At 67.3% G+C, this 26,077-nt stretch carries 20 protein-coding genes; 5 read left to right on the forward strand and 15 right to left on the reverse strand.

The window, feature by feature from the left end; translation table 11 throughout:
* Positions 1 to 222: 222 nt before the first annotated feature.
* Positions 223 to 1,146 carry a hypothetical protein gene (locus VHR41_20345; GenBank protein ID HEX3236554.1) on the reverse strand — a complete coding sequence of 308 codons (924 nt, stop codon included), beginning with the start codon at positions 1,144 to 1,146 and terminating at the stop codon, positions 223 to 225.
* A gap of 546 nt (positions 1,147 to 1,692) precedes the next feature.
* Here VHR41_20345 and VHR41_20350 point away from each other — a divergent pair.
* Positions 1,693 to 3,207 (forward strand): glycosyltransferase family 39 protein, encoded by a 1,515-nt coding sequence (locus VHR41_20350; GenBank protein ID HEX3236555.1) that lies wholly within the window; start codon positions 1,693 to 1,695, stop codon positions 3,205 to 3,207.
* Between the two features lie 44 nt (positions 3,208 to 3,251).
* On the opposite strand, the gene VHR41_20355 is transcribed toward VHR41_20350, so the two are convergent.
* The 6 genes from VHR41_20355 to VHR41_20380 are packed head-to-tail and all read right to left on the reverse strand — an operon-like array spanning position 3,252 to position 10,112.
* A complete protein-coding gene (locus VHR41_20355; protein ID HEX3236556.1) occupies positions 3,252 to 4,076 on the reverse strand; it encodes a glycosyltransferase family 2 protein in 825 nt (274 codons plus the stop codon).
* A complete protein-coding gene (locus tag VHR41_20360; protein ID HEX3236557.1) occupies positions 4,073 to 5,332 on the reverse strand; it encodes an O-antigen ligase family protein in 1,260 nt (419 codons plus the stop codon). Before VHR41_20360 ends, VHR41_20355 begins: the two co-directional genes overlap by 4 nt.
* A 40-nt stretch (positions 5,333 to 5,372) precedes the next feature.
* A complete protein-coding gene (locus VHR41_20365) occupies positions 5,373 to 6,527 on the reverse strand; it encodes a glycosyltransferase (protein HEX3236558.1) in 1,155 nt (384 codons plus the stop codon).
* The gene (locus VHR41_20370; GenBank protein ID HEX3236559.1) at positions 6,524 to 7,624 is read right to left on the reverse strand and encodes a glycosyltransferase; all 1,101 of its coding nucleotides are present in this window, start codon (positions 7,622 to 7,624) and stop codon (positions 6,524 to 6,526) included. The genes VHR41_20365 and VHR41_20370 overlap by 4 nt, the downstream gene beginning before the upstream one ends.
* Positions 7,621 to 9,183: a lipopolysaccharide biosynthesis protein gene (locus VHR41_20375; GenBank protein HEX3236560.1), complete on the reverse strand. Its 1,563-nt coding sequence runs from the start codon at positions 9,181 to 9,183 to the stop codon at positions 7,621 to 7,623. The genes VHR41_20370 and VHR41_20375 overlap by 4 nt, the downstream gene beginning before the upstream one ends.
* Positions 9,184 to 9,197: 14 nt before the next feature.
* Positions 9,198 to 10,112, reverse strand: coding sequence for a sulfotransferase (locus VHR41_20380; protein ID HEX3236561.1), 915 nt, complete (start codon positions 10,110 to 10,112; stop codon positions 9,198 to 9,200).
* Between the two features lie 203 nt (positions 10,113 to 10,315).
* Here VHR41_20380 and VHR41_20385 point away from each other — a divergent pair, with 203 nt between their 5' ends.
* A complete protein-coding gene (locus VHR41_20385; protein ID HEX3236562.1) occupies positions 10,316 to 11,221 on the forward strand; it encodes a sulfotransferase in 906 nt (301 codons plus the stop codon).
* A gap of 64 nt (positions 11,222 to 11,285) precedes the next feature.
* Positions 11,286 to 11,948 carry a hypothetical protein gene (locus VHR41_20390; protein HEX3236563.1) on the forward strand — a complete coding sequence of 221 codons (663 nt, stop codon included), beginning with the start codon at positions 11,286 to 11,288 and terminating at the stop codon, positions 11,946 to 11,948.
* A gap of 20 nt (positions 11,949 to 11,968) precedes the next feature.
* On the opposite strand, the gene VHR41_20395 is transcribed toward VHR41_20390, so the two are convergent.
* From VHR41_20395 to VHR41_20430, 8 genes are all read right to left on the reverse strand, one after another.
* Positions 11,969 to 12,883 carry a sulfotransferase gene (locus tag VHR41_20395; protein HEX3236564.1) on the reverse strand — a complete coding sequence of 305 codons (915 nt, stop codon included), beginning with the start codon at positions 12,881 to 12,883 and terminating at the stop codon, positions 11,969 to 11,971.
* Entirely contained in the window at positions 12,870 to 13,763 is an 894-nt protein-coding gene (gene cysD / locus VHR41_20400; protein HEX3236565.1) for a sulfate adenylyltransferase subunit CysD, read from the reverse strand. Before cysD ends, VHR41_20395 begins: the two co-directional genes overlap by 14 nt.
* On the reverse strand, positions 13,763 to 14,308 hold the full coding sequence (gene cysC, locus VHR41_20405; GenBank protein HEX3236566.1) for an adenylyl-sulfate kinase: 546 nt from the start codon (positions 14,306 to 14,308) through the stop codon (positions 13,763 to 13,765). The genes cysD and cysC overlap by 1 nt, the downstream gene beginning before the upstream one ends.
* Positions 14,308 to 15,069, reverse strand: a complete 762-nt coding sequence (gene cysQ / locus VHR41_20410; protein HEX3236567.1) for a 3'(2'),5'-bisphosphate nucleotidase CysQ — start codon at positions 15,067 to 15,069, stop codon at positions 14,308 to 14,310. The genes cysC and cysQ overlap by 1 nt, the downstream gene beginning before the upstream one ends.
* The gene (locus VHR41_20415) at positions 15,063 to 16,898 is read right to left on the reverse strand and encodes a GTP-binding protein (GenBank protein ID HEX3236568.1); all 1,836 of its coding nucleotides are present in this window, start codon (positions 16,896 to 16,898) and stop codon (positions 15,063 to 15,065) included. The genes cysQ and VHR41_20415 overlap by 7 nt, the downstream gene beginning before the upstream one ends.
* Before the next feature lie 190 nt (positions 16,899 to 17,088).
* Entirely contained in the window at positions 17,089 to 19,545 is a 2,457-nt protein-coding gene (locus VHR41_20420) for a Wzz/FepE/Etk N-terminal domain-containing protein (protein HEX3236569.1), read from the reverse strand.
* Positions 19,546 to 19,553: 8 nt separating this feature from the next.
* Complete coding sequence (locus VHR41_20425; protein HEX3236570.1) at positions 19,554 to 20,201, reverse strand: polysaccharide biosynthesis/export family protein; 648 nt, start codon at positions 20,199 to 20,201, stop codon at positions 19,554 to 19,556.
* 325 nt (positions 20,202 to 20,526) lie between these two features.
* The gene (locus tag VHR41_20430) at positions 20,527 to 21,678 is read right to left on the reverse strand and encodes a glycosyltransferase family 4 protein (protein ID HEX3236571.1); all 1,152 of its coding nucleotides are present in this window, start codon (positions 21,676 to 21,678) and stop codon (positions 20,527 to 20,529) included.
* Positions 21,679 to 22,106: 428 nt separating this feature from the next.
* Between VHR41_20430 and VHR41_20435 the strand changes: the two genes are divergently transcribed.
* Positions 22,107 to 23,864 carry a hypothetical protein gene (locus VHR41_20435; protein ID HEX3236572.1) on the forward strand — a complete coding sequence of 586 codons (1,758 nt, stop codon included), beginning with the start codon at positions 22,107 to 22,109 and terminating at the stop codon, positions 23,862 to 23,864.
* Positions 23,865 to 24,118: 254 nt separating this feature from the next.
* Positions 24,119 to 26,077 (forward strand): kelch repeat-containing protein (locus tag VHR41_20440; GenBank protein ID HEX3236573.1); only part of this gene is annotated, 1,959 nt, incomplete at its 3' end.

Genomic DNA, 26,077 nt, shown 5'->3' on the forward strand with positions numbered 1-26,077 from the left:
ACTACGACCGCTCGCTGGACGATGTGCGCACCAAGGTGAGCTACGACCTGGAGTACATCCGCCGCCAGAGCCTGCGCGAAGACCTCCGCATCATGCTCAAGACCATCCCCGTCATCCTCCTCCGCCGCGGCGGCTGGTAGCTGGCGTCGGGGTCTGGAAAATCGAACGGGGGCCGCGGCATCGACCGCGGCCCCCGTTTGAATCATGGCGTGCCGCCCGGACTCAGGATCCGCGGCAGGTCCTGGTGCTCCGATTCTCCGCCTTGCGACGCAGCACGTCCATCGCGCTCTTGATGCCGGTGTTCGACAGGTAGGTCGAGTTGTACTGATAGCTGATGAACGCGCAGGGATACGAGCTGCTGAGCAGCGCCGAGCCGAAGTTTTCGACCTCGGTGGCGTTCATGGTCGTTCCGTTGGGATTGCCGCCCTTCATGAAGTTGAGGCCGACGATGAGCGCCAGTCCCTTCTTCTGGGCCTCGGACACGTTGTAACGGATGTAGTCGCTGGGGTTGCCCATCCGGGAGAGATACTGAGCCCAGGCCGCGTCGAGGTAGTGGTACGTGCCGCTCCAGGTGGCGAGATAATGGGGCGCTTCCCGGACCACGGTGGGCATGTTGGGCCAGATCGACTTGCTGTACTTCGCCATTTCCTCCAGGGTCGACGGCGAGACCGGCTCGCCACTCCAGTTGTACGGATCGTGCGGCTCGTCGATCATGTAGTGGCCGATGACGGTGCCGTCGCTCACGTACGAGGAGAAGTTGACGTTCCGGTACCGGTTGACCCGTTCCTTCCATTTGGTCAGGCTGAAGTGGCCGCTGGCATCCTTATAGTACCGCTCGCTGCCCGCGAACATCAGCACCACCTTACCACCCCGTGACCTGATCGCCGAGAGCGCGCTCACGAGCGAGGACGGTGCGATGTTCTCCTTGGCGCCGTTGTAGCGGCTGCCGAACGTGGTGGTCGGCTGCTCAAAGGTACCGATGGGGATGCCGCCCGCAAACGAGGTCGAGAACGAAGGATCAGCGATCGGGGCAGTGGGGGCGGCGGTTGGCGAATCGCCGGTGGTCAGAGGCAGGCTGTTGTCGGGGCTCACGGAATCGGTGCTGTTACAGCCGGCCAGGACGATGATCGCGGCGAGTGCGGGCACTCGAAGTCGAGCAATCCTACGAGACAACTTGAAACTGTGGGTCATACGCGGGCGGTCCTCTCTCCGTCAACGACTGGATTAGGAGTGACACACTTGTCGCGGCAGGCGAGGCGCCAACGCTCGGCATCGGCCAAAGCGGTGGCTCATCGTGATGAGTCCTGACGCAGCGGGCACAGGCAGGCAGTCTGCCGGAACCCTATGATTGTGTTTGGAGGTACTGGTCCGCTGAGACTAGGGAGCTAGTCGTGCAGGGCGCCAAGGAATGATCACCGAGGTGGTGTCATCTCGTTGTCTAGGAAGCTTGCGCCGGATACAGAATGGTGACCTACATCACCTTTGTCAAGGGCAAAATACCGGTTCAGCCCCTCTCCGGACCCGCTCTGCGGTGCGCTCTCGAAGGCAGGTCGCTACATTGCGTCCGGCCCGATCCGACCCCGACCCACTGCGACCACCAGAGGATGAGAACGTGAGCGATTGTCTGGGACACATCCGCCCGCAAAGCCCGCAACACCTCGTCCGCGCGGTGGCCATGCACTGGGCGCGCTGGTGACCGCGGACGAGACGCAACGACACCAGCGGCGCCTCTTCGGCACGCTGGTCGCGGGCCTGGTGGCCCTCGCCTTCCTCATTCGCTTCTGCCACCTCGGCGATTGGAACTTCCAGGCGACCGAGATCTTCACGCTGCGAGATTCGCTCCGTCCCCGGCTCGGCAATCCGCGGCCGTTGGGATATCTGCTCAACTACTACCTGGTCCGCCCGTTCCACCCGCTGGACGAGCTCGGCCTCAGGCTCCTGCCGGCCTTCTTCGGGGCGCTGGCGATTCCAGTGTTCTTTTTCCAAGCTCGGCGCCTGATACCGCTCCGGGCCGCCTTCCTCGGCACACTCCTCCTGACCGTGAGCCCGCTGCAGCTCCTCTATTCGCAGCTCGCGCGCTACTGGTCGCTGGTCTTCCTGCTGTCGGCCGTGTACCCGTATGCTCTGTATCTCGCTATCCGAGACCGGAGCCGCCGCGCGCTCGCGCTCGGAATCGTCACCGGCATCCTGGCGGTGCTGGCGCATCCCGCCGCCGTGCTGCTGGCGGGTGGGCTCGCGATCTGGTTCCTGGCGACCTATCTCCAGCCAGGCCAGCTGAAGCAACTATGGAGTCAGCGAAGCGTGCGCTGGGCGACGGCATTCGCGGTGATTCTTGCCGCGGTGATTGCCATCCGATTTTTCCCCATACTCCATGGCTGGATTTCCGAGCACGACAAGAACCCGGCCAGCGGACAGTTTCTCATCCGGCCTCCCGCTCCACGCGGGGTGAAGCAGCTCATCTATCTGCTGGCGTTCGGGGAGAGCCTGACCGTGCCCCTGGTGTTGAGCGCGGCGGCGGGGATCTACTTTCTCTGGCAGGGGCGCGACCGGTCTCTGGCGCTGCTGCTGACCAGCGTGGCCATCTTCCCGATCGCCTTCCTTACGCTCATTTCCTTGCGCACCCCGGTTTCCACCTACTACCTCTTGCCCGTGGTGCCGGTCTTCTTCCTCGCCGCTGGCGTGTTTCTGGACCGATTGTTCGAGGTGGACGGAATGCTGCGCCCCCACTGGCTGCTTCCGGCCGTGGTCACGGCGATGATCGTGGCGGCGGGGGTGCCGACGCTGGTATCCGATCTCCGCGACGGCCGGCGCTTCGATTTCCGGAGTGCCGCGCATTGGTTGCATGGGGCCCTCACGCCCGGCGATGTGGTCTTCTCCGATCAACCGATGGTGCTGGCGCATTACCTGCCTGACGCGCCGGTGCATCGCCTCCGGCCGGACCCCGTGCCTCTCAGGGCATCGCTGGACACGCTGCGGGCATCAGGGCACCGGAACGCGCTCTGGATCGTGGCACCGGCGCCGTCCCACGCCTTTCGCGCCAATCTCAAGCAGCGCGGCTTGATCCGTTGGATCTATGACAACTGCCAGCTCCGCACCAGCACCGGGGTCGGCCGCGTGGATTACCGGCAGGAATACCTCCACGTCTACCGCTGCCCGCCGATGTCGCCGGACGGCGCCGGGTCCAGCGGCGCCGCCGCCACTCCATAGTCGATCCTCCACCGGCGTGGCGAGCGGGACGGTGATGCCCCGCGTCACATGTCCCGCTCGCGCGACCCCCGGACGAGACCCCGACGCAGCAGGCGCTTCCACCCCGGTGGGATGTAGGCGTAGGCGTGCCGGCCCAGGGAGTACACGTACATCCAGCGGGGAAGCCCCAGCTCGCGGACGCTCTCCGCCTGCACCCGCGCCAGGTCCCGCTGCCGCTCGACATACTTGAGCGACCGATGGAACCAGCTCGCATCGTGGACGTAGTGCTCGCCCACCACCTCCGGCACATTCGCGAACCGCCACCCCCGCTTGGCGACTCGGACGTAGAATCGCAGGTCGATGAGGTTGTTGACCTCGGGGTAGCCGCCGGCCTCGACCCAGGCCTGCCGGCGGAACGTGGCCACGGTGTGGGCGATCGGAACGTATCGCGCCATGGCAGCCAGGATCGCGGGGTGGTCCGTGGGAGGCATCCGCACGTACCGTTCGCCCCGCCGCTCGTCCACCAGCACGTAGTAGCCTCCGACCATGCCGAGGGCGGGCTGGGCGTCCAGCAGCGCCACCTGAAGGCGCAGGCGCTCGGGGTAGCTTCGGTCGTCGAAGTCCTGGCGGGCGATGTACTCGCCCCGGGCCTGGGCCACGCCGAAGTTGTAGGCGGCCGCGGCGCCCAGACGTCCCGGCGCGAACACCCGGACCCGCGGGTCGCGCGCGGCCACCTCGCGCAGCCGCTCGAGACTCCCATCGCTGGAGCCGTCGTCGACCAGCACGAACTCGAAATCCTCGAAGCTCTGCGCCAGAATGCCCGGGATCGCCCGATCGAAATAGGGCTCGCCGTTGTACACCGTGGTGACCACACTGACCCTGGGCGTCACGCGGACGCGTCGCGGCCGGGGCTCCGGCGCGGCCCGGCCATCGGTTTGGGCCGCGGCACCTGCGTGGGTCGGATGACCGGTACCCGCCTCGGCGCTGCTTGCCATCGCGATGCGACGCTTCCGGCGACCTGCGAATAGGACAGCCCCACGAGAGCCGCCAGGATGACCCAGACCGCTTTCCGGTCTTCCCACGTCAGCGGCAGCATTGCGATGCCGAGCGTGGCGTACAGCACCAGGCCGAATCGCCGATCGATGGACTGGAGCCGCAGCACCGCCAGAAAGACCGCGAAGAGCATCGTCGCGTACAACATGAATCCGATGGCCCCCTCCTCCACCAGCACCGAGATGTAGGAGTTATGGGCCACCTGGGCGGCCGGGCCTAACTGCGGCGTAATCGCCTTGATATAGCTGGCCGTGCCGTAGCCGATGAGGGGCGACTCGGTGAAGGCGGTCATCCCCGCCTTCCACAGCTTGAACCTGCCGCCCAGGCTGAGATCCTCGACCTGCTCTCCGGTGGTGGCGAGCCGATTCACGATCTTGGTGGGCACGTACGCCACTGCGAGGCTCCCCGTAATGAGGAGCATCGCGATAGCCGACACCAGGCGCCCGGCGGTCAGGTGGGTCATGGTCAAAGGGACGATCATCAACGCGACCATCGTCGCCAGCATGCCCCCGCGCGAGCCGGTGAGCCCGATGGCCAGTATTCCTAACGGCAGGTACCCGCGAGCGATCCAGCGCATCACCGGCCGATGGTAGGTCTGCCCGAGATACCAGGCCAGGGGGACCGCCAGGGCGAGGGTCATCGCCAGGTCGTTGGGGTCGACCTCACCCGCGGCAAAACGGCGGAGCGCCCCTCCCTGTCGGCGATACACGATGACGGTATCGATTGCGGCGAGGTAGGCGCCGAACAGGTAGGCAGTCAACAGCCCGAGCACCTTCTGCCGCGAGGGCGCGAGCTCCCAGATCATCCACATCGCCGCGAAGAGCTGAACGAAGGTGTAGAACTTCTTGGGTACACCCTGGAAGTTGATAAGCAGGAGGCCGCACCCCGACCAGAGCACGAACAGCAGCGCGGCGATGTGCGTCAGGTGCCAGCGTCGGATCCGTCCCGACATCACGATGGCGAGCATCGCCAGACCAAAGGCCAGCACGCCGGTGGCCCGACTGACGACGGCCATCTGACTGATGCGGATGACGCCTTCCCAGGGCACCGAAAAGACGAACAACCACAGGGCGGCGTAGGCGAGCGAGATCATGCTGGCCTTCTCGGTCTGAGGGAAGTGGTCGCTGGTTGCGTCATGGGATGGCAATGCCTTTCCGGCTCAACAGCTCCTGGTAGAGCGCCATCCAGCGATCGGCCATCGCCCCCATGCCGTAGCGGGTGGCGACATGGTGCCGTCCGGCGCGCCCCATCAGCTCCCGTTCCCGGGCCGGCAGGGACATGAGCTGCCGCATCGCCTGCGAGAGGGCACCCGGATCCCCGGCCGGCACCAGGAACCCGCTGGTCCCCGATTCCACTAGCTCCGCCACTCCCCCGACCCGGGTCGCGACCACCGGCGTAGCGGCTGCCAGCGCCTCCATCACCACGTTGGGCATCCCTTCCCAGGCGGAGGACAGCACGAAGCCGTCAGCTGCCGCAAGCAGCGCCGGGATGTCCTGCCGGACACCGAGAAAGCTCACCTGCGCCCCCGTGCCGAGCTGCCGCGCCTGCTGCTCCAACTCCTGCAGCATGGGCCCCCGTCCGGCGATGAGCAACCGGGCCGGCGCAGCCGCCAGCGGCTGGAACGCCTGGAGCAGGGTCGGATAGTCCTTCTGCGGCAGCAGCCGACCGACGGCCAGCCAGAGAAACTCGCCCGGCGCCAGACCGAGCTCGCTCCGGATGCGGAGGCGCTCGTCCACCGGCGCCGAAAGTTCGGCGACATCGACGCCGTTGGGAATCACCAGTGCCTTGCCGCTCGGCAGCAGCCTCCGCTCCCGCAGTGAGTCCGCCACCTCCTGCGAGTTGGTGGTGCAGCGATCATCCATCCAGTTCGTCAGCCGCATGAGCCAATCGCGCGAGGCGCTACCGTTGCGCTCGCTGCGGATCGAGCTCACGATAAGCGGCACACCGGCCCATCTGCCGGCGAGCCGGCCCAGCAGGTTGGCGTGGTACATGAAGCTCGTCAGCAGCTGCGGCCGCCATTCCCGCAGCAGAGTAACTAGTCGCTGGAACGCCCGCCAATCGGCGCGGCCCCGTTCCATCTCCAGGCTGATGACGGGCAGGCCTTGGTCGAAGGCCTGCCGCCCCATCTCCCCCAGCGGTGTCATCGAGACCAGGCGCACCTCATACTGGCGGGCGAGAAGGGCGCGTGCCAGGCAGAGGATCTGACGATCCGCGCCGCCCATACCGAGACTGGTGGACAGCAGCAGGATCCTGGGGGAGGCTGGGGACGCAGATCGCGAGGTAGTCACGCGCTCTCGATCAGACGGAGGTAGTGATCGACCGCCGCCTCCCGGGTGAACGGCCGCAACGCCTCCGCCGGGATCGGCTCGGCGGGTCGATCCAGCGCATCGATGATGGCCTGGGCCAGGGCGGCCGGATCGCCGACCGGCACGAGGGCGCCGAGACGTCCCTGCTGCAGAATCTCCCTGGGGCCGCTGTGGCAGTCGGTCGCCACCACCCGAGTGCCGAGCGCCAGCGCCTCGATCAACACGGTGGGCAGTCCCTCCCACGCCGAGGAGAGCACGAAGAGCGCGGCGCCGGCCATGTAGGCCGGTGCTTTCTCGACGAACCCCGGGAGGGCCACGTCGTCGGCCAGCCCCAGCTCGCCCACAAGGGCCGTGAGCGCGGGCCGTTCCTCTCCCTCTCCCAGGATCATCAGCCGAGCGGCCCGGTGTCGCCGGACCTCGGCGAATGCCCGGATGAGCGTGGGAAAGTCCTTGGCCGCGGTGAGCCGCCCGACGCCGAGGATGACCGGCGGCTGCCCCACTCCGAACCAGGGGTGGTCCGGCGCCTGCCGGCCCAGCGCGATCATCCCCGGCGTGATCACCGGGTTATAGACCACCTGGACGCGTGCACGCGATATCCCGGTGGACTGCGCCAGGGCGTCCGCGACTCCGCCCGACACGGCGACCACCCCGGCGGCCCAGGGGTAGAAGAGGCGTACCAGGTGGGGCCAGACCCGGTCCCCCAGCCGCTCCCGCTGCCCCATCGAATGCGAGAGCGTGGTGTGCACCGTGACGATGACCGGCGTGCCCTGCCGGGCGAGCCGAGCCGCCCAGAGGGCGATGAGATTGGCGTGACTCATCGAGGAGACCAGCACCCGGGGCCGTTCCCGGCGGAGATAGCGGGTGAGCGGCAGCAGGCTCCCGGTCAGTCGGGTGGCGCGGAGATCGACCAGGCGCACCGAGGGAGGAAGCTGGTCGAGGAACGCGCCCTGGGCGATGGCGAGAATGACGTCCACCGGGAGCCCGCGTTCGGCGATCGCCTGCACCAGATTCACGATCACCCGCTGGGCACCGCCGCCACGAAGCGAGGGCAGGAAGAAGGCGATCGGCGCCGCCTTCATTCCGGATTGGCTTCGGCGAGAGCGTCGGGCTCCGGCTTCCCCGCTGGGCGGCCGATCCGGCGAGAGCCGCGGCGGAGGAGCTCCCCGACTCGTCTGGACGCCCAGGCGCCGTGCGGGCCGAGGAACATTTCCGATCGCAGCGTGGCGGCGGCCAGGGCGCAGGCGGCGGCCGTGGCCCCCGCCGCGATCAGCACCGGGATCTTGCCCAGGTGCGCCGCCCGCGCCGCCTGGGCAGCGAGGCCCGCCGTGCCCCCGATCAGCGCGGCGAAGACGGCTCCCGGCACCTGCGCGCGGAGGAAGCGGCTCCAGGAGAGGCCGGTTACCGATCGGCTGAGTGCCGCCATCGCCACCCAGTTGCATCCCATCGCGAGCGACACCGCGACGGCCACGCCGCCCACACCCCAGTGTTGACCGATGAGCGCGCCCGTCACTACCAGGGCGGCGTAGGCGCCCTGCACCAGCGCTCGCGCGTACACCACGCCGGCCGCCTTGGTGCAGGCGTCGCTCACTTTGCTGCTCATCCGGAACAGCAGGCTGCAGGAGAACAGCCGGAAGGGCAGCACGACCCCGGTCCACTGTGGCCCCAGAAGCGTGGGGATGAACTCAGGCGCCACGACCCAGAGAAACGCACTCACCGGGAGCGACATCAGGGCCACCAGGGCGAGCACCCGCTCGTAGGCACCCGCCAGCCGGTCGGGCTCGTCCTGGACCTGCGCCATGACCGGGAAGAGCACCCGGTTCACGATCCGTCCGAACACGCTCGCCGGCACCACCATCAGATTGTAGGCACGCCCGTAGATCCCCAGCGCCTGGGGGCCGAGCCACCGCCCGACCACCATGTTGTCGCCCTGCTGGGAGAGCACGTTGCCGACCTGGGCCAGCGAGTGCCCCAGGCCGTAGCTGAGCAGGTCCCGGCTGGCCCGGAGGTCGAGGCTGGGCCGGACCGGATGCCGAGTGGCGACATACATGCCGATGGTCCGCAAGCTCACCTGCGAGAGGTTGGCGGCCACCAGGGACCAGACGCCGTAGCCCTGCCACGCCAGCAGCACGCCGATGCAGGCGTACCCCAGGATATAGCTGCCGACCTCGACGGCGACGAAGAGCCGGAAACGCAGCTGCCGGACGAGGAGCGACTCGCCCACCGTGTTGAGGCCGTCGATGGGGAACAGGAGCGCCACGCCCCGGAGCACGGGCTCGACGGCGGGAATGCGGTAGAAGGCGGCGAGCGCGGGAGCGGCGAGCCATACCGCGGCCCCGAGGAGGAGGCCGAGCACGCCGGAGATGGTGAAGGCGACCCGGATGTGGACCGGCTCGAGCTCGCGACGCTGCACGATCGCCGGGCCGACGCCGACCTGCGAGACGATCTGCGAGAGCGCGATGATGACGGTGGCCGCGCCCATCACACCGAACTCGGTGGGTGTGAGCAGCCGTCCCAACGCCACCATGACCAGCAGCTGGATGGCGCCCTGAACGCCGGTGCCGCTGAAGGTCCAGAGCATCCCGCCGAGCGCGCGCTGGGTCAGGCCACGGGGCGCGCCCCGGCGCTCGTCCGAGGTCATGGTGGTCCCCTCACCTACCGCTCGACGGTCTCCCGGACCTTCTCGACCTGCTCGGACCCATCGTAGCCATACTGCAGCAGATCCTCGCGCAGCAGGTCATCCAGGAGGTCCTGCTGCACAGGCGTCAGGTCATTCCGCCAGCGGTTGCTCGTGCTTCGGATGGACGCCACGCGCACCTGACGCTCGAACGCGTCGGAGTCGGGAAGTTCGACGAACTTCAGCACCCGCCGGAAGGTCTCCACCGGCTGCTCACAGAAGTCCTCGTATTTGACCTCGAAAAAGCGCGCCGGGTCGAGCGTCCGCCGCGCCGCGTCGATCGCCCGCATCTGGATGCGCCACTCCAGGCCCGCCAGCGCGGTGAACGAGCGATCATAGCTTTCCCAGGTGGCCTGATCGTCGGGCGAGAGCAGGCCCGCCCGCCAGCGCTGCGGCCCATACCAGCCGCGCCAGAAGTGCACGTGCAGCAGCGAGCTTGCGACGGCCCGGCCGTCGCGCACAATGTGAATGAACTTCGCGTCGTCGAAGATCTCGTTGAGGAAGCCGATGCGGGGCCAGCCGGTGATCTTGACCAGCAGACGATCGCGCCCGGACGTGAGCATGGGCTGGAACGCGGCGCGCACCTGTTTCTTCACCCGCGCGCTCACGTCCGATCCGACGAGGTCCCGGCAGGGCTCGGAGAAGCCGTAGGCGTGATGGTCCCAGAAGCGATAGTGCTCGCCCGGCCGGATCTTGCCCCCGAACAGCTGGTGCAGCAGCGGGTTCCCCATGGCCGTGACGGCCCAGCGATTCCACAGTGGCCGGTCGGGATACAGATAGCAGAAACCGGACATCCACATCATCCGGGGGTGGCGCGCCATCAACCGATGAAACAGGGTCGAGCCGCAGCGTCCGGTTCCCACCAGGATGATGGGCTTGGTAACTTGCATCATCTGCCGGTTGGTCACTCCCATGACGGTGGTCAGAGGGTCGGCGTGGACTCGGAGGCCCGGAAGGCGCGAATGTTGCCATGGGCAATCCCGGCGCAGTCCAGCACGAAACATGCCTCTCGATGATCCGACGCTTGACCCGCGGAGCCGCGCCAGGGCAATCTACCACGGCCAGATCGGAAGGGCACCCCAGCGGAGGCTGCATTTTGGCTGAAAAACCAGGGTTTTTCATCGTGGGCGCTCCCAAGTGCGGGACCACCGCTCTCTATGAATACCTGCGCACCCATCCCAACATCTTCATGCCGAGGATCAAGGAGCCGCACTATTTCGCCCGGGACCTGGGTACCTACCCTCGGATCAAGACGTTGGACGAGTACACCCAGCTCTTTGCGGAGCGGGCACCGCAGCACCTGATCGCTGGCGAGGCCTCGGTCTACTACCTGCGTTCCTCGGTGGCCCTTGGCAACATTCACGCGTTCAACCCCGACGCCCGGATCATCGCCATGTTCCGCAATCCGGTGGACATGGTGTACTCTTTGCACTCCCAGCTGCTCTACGTCTCCGAGGAGAACGTCAGCGATTTCGAGGCCGCCTGGCGCTTGCAGGATCGCCGGCGCCAAGGGCACGACCTGCCTCCTGCCTCGCGTGGATCGTTCCTAGTCCAGTACCAGGAGGTCGGTCGTTTCGGGACGCAGGTGGAGCGCCTGTTGTCGACCTTCCCCGGGGCACAGGTGAAGCTGATCCTGTATGACGACTTCGCCGCCTCCCCTCGAAGCGTCTACGACGATGTCATTCGGTTCCTCGGCATCCCGCACGACGACCGCACCGAGTTTCCCCAGATCAACGAGAACAAGAAAGCGCGAATGCCCTGGTTGAGGGACTTCTATCGCAAGCCACCCCCGGCCTTGCGCGGCGCGATCCAGAGCCTCAAGCGGGCGGTGGGAGCCGAGGGAATCAGCGCCGCGAAGAAGGCGATGGTGGATCTGAACACCGTCCGAGCCCGCCGCCCCCCGCTGGCGCCGGAATTCCGCGCCGAGCTGGTCGGGGTGTTTCAGGAGGAGGTGCGTCTGCTGTCCCGACTGCTGAACCGGGACCTGAGCCACTGGACCTAGACCGACGTTATCCCCACCGGGCGCGGCCTCGCCTGGGATGACATCACCCACTGGGACAACCCACATGCGAGCGCTGCTGAAGAAGATCCCACTGCTGAGGCGGGCCAAACGGACGGTGAAGAAAATCCGGAAGGCCTACTATCGACGATTCGGTCCGACCGTGATGCGGCGGATGCTGGCGACCACGTCGCGCCCGAAGCTTCTCATCGGCTCGGCGGAACGGCGCCAGCCCGGTTGGATCCCCACACAGGAGGACTTTCTCGACCTGCTCGACCCAGCCGACTGGGCGCGCTTGCTCCGCCCCAATAGCGTCGAGGCGATGCTGGCCGAACACGTATGGGAGCACCTCACGCTGGAGGAGGCCGGTGACGCGGCCCGGAGATGTTTCGAGTATCTGCGCCCGGGAGGCTACCTGCGGATCGCGGTTCCGGATGGCTTCCACCCGGACCCCACGTATCTCGGATGGGTCAAACCCGGTGGGGCCTCGCCGGGCCAGCGAGGCAACGATCACAAGGTCCTCTACACTCATCTGAGCGCGAGGCAACTGTTCGAGAGCGCCGGTTTCCGGGTCGAGCTCTACGAATATTTCGATGAGGCCGGCACCTTCCATCACCATCCATGGGATGAGGCCCGCGGCAAGATCTGGCGCTCGGCGAAATTCGACAAGCGCAATGCCGGCGGGACCCTCACCTTCACCTCGATCATCCTGGACGCCATCAAGCCATAATGGCCCCCCCGCCCGCGGGGTCAGGCGAGCCAGTGATCCAGGCTTCGGCCGATGAGCTGGGAGGTTCGGGTGATATCCTCGCGGAACTGAGCGGTGAGCTCCTGCCGCAGCTCCGCGGGCAGGGGCGGCGCCTGCCGCATGTTCCGGGTGCGGAGCCTTCTCACCCAATTGGCCGCCCGCACCGGCAGCCAGGGCTTGACGGTGTAGCGGATGACGCGGCTGGTGAGAAAATTCTCCAACGTCCGATTCACCGGCAGGCCGCCTGGAGCGTGCGGCGTCGCGACATCGGGCACGAACGCCGGATCGATCCCCAGGAATCGATACACCCCCTGGGTAAACCCCACCGGGTCACGCTTGAGATCGTCGAAGAGTCCGACATGGATCTGATCGCCGGGAAACGCGTCGAAGTACCGCGTCAACTGCTCGTGATACCGGCTGATCCGCATCCAGTGCCGGTCCGGATGGGCCCAGTCGGGCCGGCTGGTGAGATCCCGTGACGGGTCGAACCGGCGCCCCTGGTGCCGGAGCGCCATGAGATAGTTGGAGTACGCCCGGTCGACCGGATGGCGGAGGCTGCAGATGAGTCGGGCCGCCGGCAGCCGCTCCCGGATGCGTCCTGCCGCCTGGGGACACTCGAGATAAATCGGCGATGCCTCGCCGACGGCCGTGGCGCCGCCAGCCTGGGCGAACAGCCGCTCGTAGTCGGTCAGTACCTTCACCGGAAAACGGTGGACGTCCGGGTTGCCATAGAGCAACCGCCCCCGGTCGTCCAGGCCGTAGGCGAAGTAGTTGGTCTCCTTGACCGGACTCATGAACACCGCCGGGTGCTCCGCGAGGTACCAGTAGAGCGCGGTGGTTCCCGCTTTGGCGGCGCCGATGATGATGAAGTTGGGCAGCATCACGATCCCCGCGCTGCCGCCGTCACATGTACCCATCGCGCCGGAGCGTCTCCAGCCCGCCGCCGCCTTCCTTGTCCTGGGCCCGACCAGAACGCTCGGCGATATTCACGAACTTCCCCGACTGGAGCTCCAGGATGATCTCGTCCACGTTGCGTGCGTCCGACTCCACCGCGTGGGTGCAGGGGTAGCAGCCCAGGGAACGGAAGCGTTTGCCGGTGCCGTGATTGTAGTAGAGCGACACAGTCGGGATCGCCTCCCGGCGGATGTACTCCCAGATGTTGAGCTCGGTCCAGTCCAGCAAGGGATGGATCCGCAGATGGGTGCCGGGGGCAAACTCGGTCTTGAACTGGTTCCAGAACTCGGGCGGCTGGTCCCCCACGTCCCATTGCGACTGTGTGGTACGCGGCGAGAAGTAGCGCTCCTTGGAACGGCTCCCCTCCTCATCCGCCCGGACGCCCACGATCACGCCGGTGAACGGCTCGGTATTCCGGTCGATCTCGTAGACCCGCTTCGTGTGGTTGAGCCGATAGCGCGGCCACTCACCGCTCAGCGTGTGCTTGAGCGCGTCGGTCTTGAGCGCCTTGCAGCAGGCGATCCGGTCCACCGCGCCGTCCGGGAAGGTGCGCTTCTCCTCCAGCGCCTGGCGATTCTGGCCGTAGATCATGGTCAGATTCCATTCCAGCGCCAGCCGGTCCCGGTACTCGATCATTTCCGGAATCTTGTAGGAGGTATCGATATGAATCAGCGGGATGGGCACGTGGCCGAAGAAGGCTTTCCTGGCCAGCCACAGCAGGACCGTACTGTCCTTGCCGATGGACCAGAGCATTCCCAGGTTCTTGAAGTTGGCGTACGCCTCCCGGAGAATGTGGACGCTCCGGTTTTCCAGCTGGTCCAGGTGGTCCATGTCGCCTGCCATCAGGTTTGGCCTCCAAGTCGCGCGAGCACTTCGGCCACGCATTGGTCCACGGTCGAGCTGCGCGTATCGAGCGTCAGCTCCGGATGCTCGGGCACCTCGTAGGGATCGTCGATGCCCGTAAAGTGTCGGATCTCGCCCCGCCGAGCGCGGGCATACAGCCCCTTCACGTCCCGCCGCTCGCATTCCTCCAGCGGCGTCGCGACGTAGATCTCGACGAAGTTCGGACAGAGCCTCCGGACGAAGGCGCGGGAGTCCCGGTAGGGCGAGACCAGCGAGGCGATGACCGTGGTTCCGTGCGCCGCCAGCCGGCTCGCCATGTACCCAGTCCGCCGCAAGTGCTCCTCCCGCTCGGCCCGGGTGAAGCCGGTATTGGGGAAGACCTCCCGCAACGCGTCGCCGTCGATGTATTCCACCTCCCCGCCCCGCCGCTCCAGCTCCCGGTGTACCCGGCTGGCGATGGTGCTCTTGCCCGATCCCGACAGCCCGGTAAACCATAACACGGGCGCGGCCGGGTCGGTTCGCGATCCGCCGGACCGGTCATGCATCACAGTCCGATCACGAAGCTGGGGTTTCGCAGGTCGGGCTTGTTGTAGGTGAGGGGCGACGCCCGCTCCCCCTGCATGGCGGACTGGCGGTAGACGCAGTCGCCGGCCGCCACATCCCACTCCATGGTCGGCCCCAGGCGGGGGTAGATGTCGGCCCGTCCTTCGGCCACCCAGCAGAACTTGAGCGAGCTGCCGGCCTTCACCCGGCGGGCCACCGGAACGGTCTTGAGGTACTCCTCCAGCTCGGGCGACGGGTGGGAGAGGCTCTCCACCACCGTGAGCGGTGTGCCGGGGGCGGCGGCGCTCGAGTGGATGCGCTCCGCCGGGGCTGCCCCCGTCTCCCGCCAGGCTCCCCCGCCCTTCACCGCCCAGTACAGGAGGTCGAGGGCCGGCGCGAGCACCACGCCCAGCACCGGCTCGCCGTTCTCGATCAGCGCGATGTTGACGGTGAACTCGGCGCGACGCTTGATGAATTCCTTGGTGCCGTCGAGCGGATCGACCAGCCAGAACCGGCGCCAGCCGCGCCGCACCTCGGACGAGGCCGCCGCGGACTCCTCGGAGACCACCGGCGTCTCCGGATCGAGCCGGCCGAGCCCCTCGAGAATGATGCCGTGCGCCACCTCGTCGGCGAGGGTGACCGGGCTCCGGTCAGCCTTCTCCCGCACCCCGGCGTCACTGGTGCCGTCGTAGTAGACCATCGTCGCGCGACCGGCCTCGCGCGCGAGGCCGGCGATGGCGGACCGCAGCTCGGCCGTTACCATGGCCGGAAGATGACGCCCTTGTCCTGGAGGTGCGCCTTGAGGCGATCCACCGCCTCGGGCACGGCGCCGCCCGGAAGGTGAAGGTCGCAGGTGAGGTCGGTGGTGACGGTGTCGCCGGTCCAGATGGTCTCGATCCAGTCGGGATCGACGGCGGTCTTGATCACCTCGAGGTCGTCCTGGGTGAGCTCCGCGGCCGCGACCACCAGGATGATTCCGGCATCGAGCATGAGGTTGGCCACCTCCGCCAGCCGCCGCATGTGCTCCAGCCGGTTCTCCTGCTTCCGCTCGATGTCGGCATCGACGCCGTAGAGCACGTTACCGATCCCCAGGAAGTAGACCACCTTCCCGTCCTCGAACAGCTTGCCCTCGAGCGCCTTGGCCACGCCCTTCCGGTCGGTCTCGTGCTCGCCGGTGACCAGGATGAGCGCGGCCTTCTGATTGTATTTCTCGGCCCGCCGCTCGGGCTGGATGATGCTGGGCTCCCACTTGTAATTGCGGAGCATCACCCGGTCGCGCACCGCGGCCTGGCGGTCCGGCAGCGCCTCGCGGACGATACCCCCGCCCCGGATCTCGAAGTCGTCGACGATCACGAACCGGCTGGTGGCCGGAATGTCCTCCGCCAGGTCACACGCGATGGCGCGATCAAGCTTGAGCACGCACTCGGCCACGTCGTGCCGCTGGACCATGGTGCGCTGCTCGGCCGAATCCAGCGTCGAGGCGTCCATGACCCGGAGGACCTCCTCGATCCGGGCGGTCACCCGCGCCGTGCCCAGCTTGAGCAGGTACTCCTTCCGCTTGATCATCGGCTCCTTGCCGAGCCAGAAGAGACTCACCCGAAGACGGGTGGTCACCTGGGGGCGCGGCTCGGTCTCCACCGTCGCCATCTCACCCCGGGTGATGTAGATCTGCTCCTGGAGCGTGAAGCCGACGGCCCATCCCGCCTCGGCCCGGGTGGGAGTGGCGCGGTTGAAGGCCTCGATGCTCTTGACCCGGCTCTTTTTGCCCGAGGGATAGAACACCACCGCGTCACCCACCCGTACGGTGCCGGAGTCGATGGTCCCCGAGACGATGCGCCGGTCGTCGCCCTGCTTGGTGAACTTGTAGACGTCCTGGACCGGCATGCGGAAGGGAAGCTCCACCGGCGCGGGCTCGCTGTGGAATGCGTCGAGCGCATCCAGCACCGTCGGTCCGTCGTACCAGGACAGCTGGGGCGAGCGCTCGGCAATGTTGTCCCCGCCCCGGGCGGCCACCGGGATGAAGCTGGCCGGCCGGATGCCGACCTGATCCAGGAAGGCGCCATACTCCTGAACGATCCGGTCATAGACCCCGCGGTCCCACCCGACCAGGTCCATCTTGTTCACCACCACCGACAGCTGCTTGACCCCGAGCAGGGAGACCATGTAGCCGTGCCGACGGGAGTTCTCCTGCACGCCTTCCGCGGCGTCGATCACCAGCAGCGCCGCCTCGGCCCGGGCGGCCCCGGTGATCATGTTCTTCAGGAACTCGATATGCCCGGGCGCGTCGAGGATCAGGTAGTGCCGCAGGCGACTCTTGAAGAACACCCGGGCCGCATCGATGGTGATGCCCTGGGCCTGCTCGTCCTTGAGCGCATCGAGCAGGAAGGCATACTCGAAGGGCTTCGAGTTGAGCTCGCACTGGGCCCGGATCTGCTCGAGCTTCCCCTCGGGCAGCGAGTGGGTGTCGGCCAGGAGGCGGCCGATGACCGTGCTCTTCCCATGGTCCACATGGCCGACGATGACGATGTTCATCCGCCGGGTTCCGGGCGGCGCGGCAACCTGCGGCTCGAGCGAAGCGATGGAAGACGACATGCTGGTGGGATATTCCTCCGTCAGCGTGGAAAAGTCGGCCGTGCCGGCGACCCCTACCGGAGTCTACACGCGCGTCGGTGGAGCAGTGACGGCCCCGAGCGGCCGGCCTGCCCACGCAGCGCTGCATCTGGTGAAATGGAAAGGCCCGCGCCTCCCCCGGGCGCGCCGGCCCGCGCGCCCGGATGAGAGGTCATTCCTTCTCGGCTACGTACTCGTAGGGATAGTAGTAGTCCCCATATTGCGAGACCTCGCCCTTGGGATCGTTCAGCACCGCGCCCACGACGCGCGCGCCACCCTGTGCCAGCTGCTGGTAGGCCCGCTGCGCCGCCGAGCGATCGGTCTGCCCGGCCCGGACCACCAGCAGCACGCCGTCCGCCAGGCTCCCCAGGATGCCGGCATCCGCAGTCGCCAGGACCGGCGGCGTGTCCAGGATGACGAGGTCGAAGCGCTGATTGAGCTCCTTGAGCAGCGATCTCATGCGGATCCCGCTGAGCAGATTCGAGGCGCTGGTGGGCAGCGCGCCGCAGCTCAGCAGCGTCAGGCCACGGATCGGCGTGGGCCGCAGTGCGTGCGCCAGCGGATCATCCCCGTCGGACTCGCCGATGTTGAAGGACAGTGACCCGACCGTCCCGCCGCCGCCGCCGTTGGGCGGAGCGAGGAGGTCGAGCAGCCCGGGGCTGCGCGGCACCCGGAAGAGGCCGTGCAGCCGGGGCCGGCGCACGTCGCAGTCGACCAGCAGGACCTGGAGTCCGTCGTGGGCGAAGCTCGCCGAGAGGTTGGCGGCAGTCAGCGTCTTCCCTTCTCCCGGGGCGGCGCTGGTCACCATCAGCGTCTTGAGCTGGTCCGCCCCATCGGACCAGATGAGGCTGGTCCGGAGCATCCGGAAGGCCTCGGTGCCGATCGAGAACGGCTGCGCCACGGTGCCGATGGCTTCGGCGGCGGACTTGGGCAACTGCGGAGTCTTCTTGCCCCTCATCAGGCGGGCCCGACCGACGCCCGGCCCGGAGGTGAGCCGGGGGATGACGGCCAGTCCAGGAATGTGCAGCGCGGCCTCGATATCCTCGGGCTTGCGGATCGAGGTATTCAACGCTTCGAGCAGGAAGGCCAGACCCGCGCCGAGCAGCAGCCCCAGCACCAGGCCGATCGCGAACTTGATGGACGCGATGGTCCAGAGTGCGGAATAGGGCAGCTCGGCGAGATCGACGATGTCGACGTCGCCCGCCTCGACCGCTTCGGCCATGCGGGCGCGCTGATAATCTTGCCGAATCTGCTCGCCCACGTTGCTCAGCGCCTGAACCCGGCTGGTGAGCCGCAGCTCCTCTTCGACCATCGCGGGCAGCACCTGGATCGACTGGCCGCTCTGCCGCCGCAGGTTATTCAGCGCGTTGACCCGGGCATCGAGCGAGCCCAGATGGGCGCTCACCGCCTGGCTCAGCTGGTCCTGCGAGGTCCTGATCAGCCCGCGAAGGGCCACGAGGTCGGGGTTCGTGGGAGCCGCCGCAAACTGTCCCGTGGTCATCGAGTCGACGCGGTACTGATAAGTGTTGAGCCGCTGATAGAGGCCGCCGATCGCCGGATTGTCTCCCAGCGCGGGTGATCCGGCCAGCGCCCGGATCGCCTCGGCACGGGCCTCGTCGTTGCCGGTCTTGAGCTGCTTCAGCAGGGTGGCGTACGTGCTCCGGTCGGCCTCCAGCTGCGAGCGCTGCGCGTCCAGCTGGATCAAAGCGCTCTGGGCCGCGTCGAGCTTGTTCCCCGAGCTGGCCAGCTGCTGCCGGCTGCGGAACGCGGCCAGCTGGGCTTGCGCCCGGGCCAGCGTGCTGTCCGTCTGGGCCAGCTGCTCCTCCAGAAATTCGCGCCGGCGGCGGGACTTCTCGGTGGCCCACTGGATGTTGAAGCTCTGGAAGAGCTGGACGGTCCGATTGACGATCTGCTGCGCCAGCCGCGGGTCGGTGGACACGAAGCTCACGTCGATCAGGTCGGTCTCGAGCCGCGGGTTCACCACCAGCGTAGCGGACAGCCAATCGATCGTGGCCTCGCGGGAGGCGATCCCCAGGATGGCGCCGGGGATGGCCGGTCTTCCATTTACGGCAAAGCGGACCGGGCCCAGGGCCAGGACCTGGCCGTAGGCGCCGTTGGCGACCCGGCCGCCGTAGCGGGCGGTCACCCGGTCGGGGGCGAACTCCAGAAAGACCGAGTCAGCCGGCGCGCGAGGATCGATCTTGACCTGGGAGATCTGGCTGGCGGCGAACTCCGGGGTCCATGACTTGAGCTGGAGGCCCAGAGTATCGACCACCGCGCCCAGGACGCTTCGGCTCCGGACCAGCTGTACCAGCGAGAGGATCGGGTCGGTGGTCCGGGAGACGGCCGGCTCGGGCGTCTCCACTCCGCCGGTCAGCGACCGGCGCTCGTCGGCCACCCGAAGGACGGCCTTGGCCTGATAGGCGGGCGGCTCCCGGTAGGCGAGAAACGCTCCCGCGCCCGCGCCCAGCATGGCCACCAGCAGAATCACCCGATAGCGCCGGCGCACCACCCCAAGGATCTGGCGGAAGGAGATTTCACCCGCCGGCCGGGGCGCGTACCCCGGTGGCGGCTCTGGGGCCATCACTGAGCCGTGGAGCAGTCGCGTCTCGGGATGAAATTCGCTCATGATCGTGGCTACCGGTTGATGCGGTCGATGAGAAGCCCGACCGAGGCGACCGACCCGATGAGGCCGAGCGTCGGCAAGAAGATGTCTTTCACGAACGACTTCTTGCGGTCGACGACGATCTGGTCGCCCGACCGCACCGGGGACTGAGCGAGACGGTCCTCGGGATCCTGGAGATTGGCATAGAACACCCGCTGGTTTCCGCTCGGTTCATTGCGGATTACGCGGATATGGCTCCGATTGGCGAACTGGGTGGTACCGCCCGCCCGGGCCACCGCCTCGGCGACCGAGGTCCCCGGCTGGGTCGCGAACACCAGCGGCCGGGGCACCTCACCCGAGACGGACAGGTGGAGCAGCGGCTCCATCACGAACTGCGGGTTCTGGTCGTATTGGCTCAGATACCGGCGGAGGTTCGCCTCGGCGGTGGCCAGCGGAACCCCGGCGATCTTGACGTCGCGGAACAATGGATGACTGACAGTTCCATCGGGAGAAATCACGAAGTCACCGCTGAACTCGGGCTTGCGCCAGACCACGATCCGTACCGAATCCCCCGGCGAGAGCGTCATCTGGTCGGCGGCTGCGGGGACGGTCTGGGCCGAGAGGCTCCGAGCGCCCAGCATCATCGCCGAGGCGAGAGACAGCAGTGAGAGGTATCGCATAGGCCTCGAACCTAGTGGGTGATATTGCCCGAGTTCCGTGGGTCAGGACACGCTCGCACTGCCAAAGCCCCTCACGAACCCCCAGGAAGCGGCGCGACGGCGCACTAAACATGCCCAGGCGGCCGCATCCTGAGACCGGCGGGTGCTCGCCGGCCGCCGGTAAGGCAATGTATCGACAATGCTTCCAAAAGAGCAGCAGGAGGGGGGTTTAGCCGATCCCCTGCAAGGCTGATCTCCCCCAACGCCCGCTTGACGCCAGAGGGGCGCTGACCAGGGTGTTGCCAGCCGGCCACACCCCGGGGTCGACGGCGTTCCAAGGCACCGGTCAGCCGGTCTTCCAGTCGCCGTCGTCGTCCAAGGGGGGGATCATGGCGTTTGACCCTCCCAGCACGTCCCGGTAGACGGCAAGCGTCCTGTCCACCGAGCGGCTCAGAGTGAAGAGCTGCTGGTACCGAGCGCGCCCCCGGGTGCCCAGGCGCACTCGTTCGGCGGGCGAGACCAGCAGTCGGGCAAGACGATCCCGCAGCTGATCCGCGTCCCCGCGAGCTATCAGATAACCGGTCTCCTGATCCAGCACGGATTCCCCGACCCCGCCGACCGACGACGCCACGACCGGGAGGCTGGCCCGCATGGCCTCGAGGATGCTCAACGGGAACCCTTCCCAGTTGCTCACCAGCAGGCAGATCTGCGCCCGGGCCAGCAGCTGATCGACATCGGTCCGCTGCCCCAGGAAGTGCACCCGGCCGGCGATGCCGAGCGTGCCCGCGAGCGAGATCATCTGGGCCATGAGCGGCCCATCGCCGACCAGGTCCAACTCCCAGGCGAGACCCTGCAACCCCGCAAGCGCGCGGAACAGTGTCAGGTGGTCCTTCTGGGGTCCAAAGCGGGCAACCATCACCAGGCGGGGTGGGGTGGCGGCCGGGTTGGCCCGCAGCTCCGGCGCGACATCGGGCATGCCGTTGTGCACCGTCACGACCCGATTCTCGCCGGCCACGTGGGCGTCCAGGGCGAGCTGCCGGTCGAAATCAGAGACGGTGATGATCCTGCTGGCGAGCGGGCCGACGAAGCGTTCGATCTGGCGGTAGAGCGCCGCCTGGACGGCGGGGATGCCGGGGGTGAACGACCAGCCGTGGACCGTGAGCACGACGGGGATGCGTAAGGAGCGTCCCGCGAGACGACCGAGCACGCCCGCCTTGGAGGAATGCGCGGTCACCAGGTCGGGACGCAGGTCCCGCAGCACCGCGCGAATCTCGCGTAAGGCCCGGACGTCTTCCGCGGGGCGGATCGGCACGCCCAGGTGCCGGAGGACGACGGTGGGCGTGTGCTGAGCGCGAAGCCCATCGATGAAGGGCCCGCTCCCGCTGGTGATCACGGTGGCGGCGTGCCCCTGCGCCTGCACCGCGGCGGCCAGGTCCCGCACATGGATTTGGGCGCCCCCGATCGGGTCTGCCCGGGTGACGATGTAAGCGATCCTCACGCCGGGCACCTCCGATCCATTGGCGGAAAATCCGGGTCCTTGCCCGGGGGTGACGCTTGCAGAGCGGCGGCGAGGCCCGCGGCCGGCGAGAAGTATATGGTGCAGCTTTCGGCGGCGCGCCCGGGAGGGTGAACGGCCCAGTGGCGCAAGCGATGGCGGCGGTGGCGGCGGAGGTGTCTCAAGCTACCAATGTGTCAAATATTAATACGCTTTTTCTGTTACAATTCCATGTTGACATATACGTCATTTCCAATCTGTATAAGCACTTGGCTAGACACTTGACAAGCAGCGGATCAGTACTTCGGAAGCTTTCTTTACATTGAACTTTGCTCGGAGATACCGTAGATAAGCAGGAGCCCAAGGGTGGAGGATCGGGTTGGGGAAGGTTGGGTGCCACCGCAGGGAAGTTCGCGAAAGGCCCTCGACAAATGACATATACGTTCAAGCTGTCGCGCAGACTCGCGGTCTCGCGAGATATTGCCCTGCTCACCGTTCTGCTCACCGCCTGCGCCGAAGACTCGACCGCTCCCGATGCGGCGTCGGACGGCGCCTCCAAAATCGCCGCTGGCCTGCACGTCTCGCCTCGGTTGGTCACCATCGAGACGGGCCAGCAAGTGCAGTTTCGCGGAGTGACCCGCGCCGACAGATCTGCCCCAAGTGCCCTGAAGCGCGGCCACGAGACCGTCGCCATTACCTGGCGCGCCACCGGCGGGACCATCGAGTCGGACGGCCTCTTCTCCTCCAGCACCGCCGGCACCTTCAAGGTCATCGGACGCGGTCGCGGCCGGAACCAGACGGATACCTCCGTCGTCGTCGTGATTCCCCCGCCGACCAACGTCGTCCGCATCGCGGTCACGCCGGACCCGGTTGCGCTCGACATCGGTGTGTCGCACGCCTTCACCGCCACCGGCTATCTGGACGACGGCTCCGCCGCGGCGGTAGGCGTTACCTGGGCGGCAACCGGTGGCGAAGTCGACCCCGCCGGGGTGTATCTCGCCGGGTCGACCGCGGGATCCTATCGGGTAATCGCGACCAACACCGCCGGGACCCTGGCCGATACCGCCACCGTCACCATCAACGCGCCAGCGCCGACGCTGACCAGCGTGGTCTTGTCCCCCGCCGGCGTGTCGCTGGTCCTGGGTGGCTCCAAGCAGTTCCGTGCCTACGGCCGGACCTCCGCCGGGGACAGCGTCGCCATCAGCCCGACCTATAGCGCCACCGGCGGCAGCATCACCGCGGACGGCCTCTATGCCGGTGGGACGATCGCAGGGAGCTATCGCGTGATCGCCGCCTCCAACGGGCTCGCCGACACGGCGGCGGTGACGCTGACGCAGGCACTCGGCTCCAGTGGAGCCGGCAGCCTGGGCGTTCCCTTTGGCGCCTCCCAGCTGCTGACCGACGGGACTGGCACGGCACCGTTCAGCATGAGCCTCGACGGCTACAGCGCGAGCACCATCGTGAGCCGCATCGCCGACGCGCGCAACAAGCACTTCCATCTGCTGATGAACATGACCGGCGGCTCGCATGACCTGTATCTCACCAACGGCGTGTTCGACATGACCAAATGGCTCGCCAAGATGAAGAGCTACGACACTCCGGAGATCAAGTCGGCGGTGGCCGCCGGCGTCTCAGACGGCACCATCGTCGGCAACTCCGTCATGGACGAGCCGGCCAATATCTCCTGGGGCCCTGCCGGGACGATGACGAAGGCCCGGGTCGATCAGATGTGCAGCGCGGCCAAAGCCATCTTCCCCACCCTGCCGGTGGGCGTGGTGCATACCCCGAACATCTTCGAGCCGGACAAGTCCTACTACGTGTGCGAGTTCACCATGGCGCAATACCGCTGGGCGCATACCGACGGGGATGTGGAACTGATGCGCGATCAGGCGCTAGCCATGGCCCGGCGGGATCACATGTCCGTGGCGTTCAGCCTGAACGTGCTGCACGGCGGCGTGCCCTCGACCACCTGCACCAAGTACGCGGGCGACAATGATGCCGGGACGCTCTGCCCGATGACTGCCGCCCAGATTCGGGAGTTCGGGCTGGTGCTGGGGTCAGCGGGCTGTGCGCTCAACATGTGGCGCTACGACGCGGAGTACTTCGCGCTGTCGGCCAACCAGTCGGCGTTCAAGACCGTGGCCGATTCTCTCGCGAAGCTGCCCCGGAAGGGCTGCGGTCGGCCGTAACGCATCACCGCTCTGGCCGGCAGCACGGCTGCCGGCGGCAGATCACGGCCGGAGGGGAATCCCTCCGGCCGGTTCTGTTCTGTGCCGGGCACCTCACAGGTGCGGCGTCCCTGTCCGCCTCTGTCGGGTATCCACCACACAATTGAGGCGCACCGTCAGCAGACGTAATTGCCCGACCGTGCGGGGACGGGTATGATGAAGGCGCGGCAATTGCGTTCTGCGCCCGCGAATTCCGACTTTATTAGGACCCCAACGTGACGACTCTGCGCCAGATCGGATTCTGGGCTCTGACCGCGACCCTCGCCGCGGTCTCGCTCACCTGCAGCAGCGACAGCGACCTGTCCGAGCCGGCGCAGCCGGCCGCCCTGGTAATGGTCGATGGCAACGGTCAGGTCGGGGCGATCAATCAGACGCTGCCGGACTCGCTTATCGTGCGGGTGGATGGTGACGACGGCCAGCCGCTCGCGGGCGTTTCCGTGGGGTGGACGGTAGCGGGCGGAGGCAGCGTCGACCACAGCGCGGTTCTCAGTGGCGCCGATGGGCGCGCCGCAGTCGTGCGGGTCCTCGGCGGAACCGCCGGTGAGCTGACCACCACCGCGACCGTGTCCGACCTGATCGTCACCTTTTCCTCTACTGCTCAAGCCGGTGAAGAGCCGCAGTTGATCGTCGCCACCCAGCCGTCAAGCACCGCCAAGGATGATGTGCCGCTGATTCAGCAACCGGTACTGCGGGCCGAGGACGCGGTGGGCGAACCGCTGCCCGCCGGCCTGTCGGTGACGGCGTCGGTGGAAGGGGCCACCCTGACCGGCACGACCACCCGGACAAGCGATGGCTTTGGCCAGGTCCGGTTCACCGATCTCGCGCTGAGTGGCTCAGACGGAAGCTACAACCTGACCTTCTCCGCGTCGGGTGTGGTGTCGGTCCGTTCGACGGACATCGTTTTGAGCAGCGCGACCGAAGGCGGCCAGGTCGTCATCACGACGCAGCCGTCCAGCGCCGCGGAGAACGGCGTGGCCCTGGGCCAGCAGCCGGTGGTTCGCGTCGAGAATGGAGCCGGGCAGCCGGTCGGCGCCGGCGTCCCGGTGACCGCATCAGTGACCGGCGTCACGCTTTCCGGCACGGCCGTGGTCGAGACCGATGCCTCCGGCAATGCCAGCTTCACCAATCTTGCCTTGAGCGGTGCCAATGGCACCTACCATCTGACCTTCTCGGCGCCCAACGCCGCGGAAGCGCAGTCGACGGCTGTCACCCTGGCCACGACCTCGGCGGAGGCCGGGCAGTGGACGGCACCGTTCGACTGGCCGATCGTGGCCGTACACATGATGCTGCTGCCGGACGGGCGGGTGCTTTCCATCGGCCGCACGCGTAACCCGCAGGTCTGGGACCCGGCCACCGGCGTGTTCACCGACCTTCCCAGTCCTGCCCGGCTCTTCTGCGCCGGACACGTGCTGCTGGCGGACGGCCGGGTGCTGGTGGTGGGCGGCCACATCAGCGACGGGCACGGCCTGCCCAACATGACGCTCTTCTCGCCGACCGACAACACTTGGTCCTCGAGCACACCGATGGCGAGGGGCCGCTGGTATCCCACAGCCACCGTGATGGGCAATGGGGACGTGGCGATTGAAGCCGGCACCGACGAGGATAGCCTGGTGGTCACAATTCCGGAGGTGTGGAGCAACGGGTCGATCCGTCAGCTGACCGGCGCGAAGGACTCGCTCCCCTGGTATCCTCGCTCGTTCCTGGCCCCGGACGGCTCGCTCTTCCTGGCCGGTGCACCCCGCAGCACCCGGTTCGTGTCGGTGTCGGGCGTCGGGTCCTCAAGGCCGGGCCCGAAGCATCTGTTCGATCAAGGCCGGAATTACGGCTCGGCGGTGATGTACGACGACGGCAAGATTCTGTATGCGGGCGGCGCCTACACCACCAATACGGCCGAGACGATTGATCTCGACGCGCCCAGTCCGACGTGGAGCTGGACAGCCCCGATGGCCTTCGCCCGCCGCCACTTTAACCTCACGGTGCTTCCCACGGGCGAGGTGCTGGCCACGGGAGGGGTGGCCGGCACGCTGTTCAACGATCTGACCAAAGGGGTGCACGCGGCGGAGCTGTGGGACCCCAAGGCCGGGACCAACGGGGAGTGGACCACCCTGGCCAGCAACGTCATCACCCGGGGCTATCACGGCACCTCGCTGCTGCTGCCCGACGGCCGGGTGCTC

It is taken from the genome of Gemmatimonadales bacterium (assembly GCA_036265815.1).
Lineage (GTDB): Bacteria > Gemmatimonadota > Gemmatimonadetes > Gemmatimonadales > GWC2-71-9 > CAVVWJ01.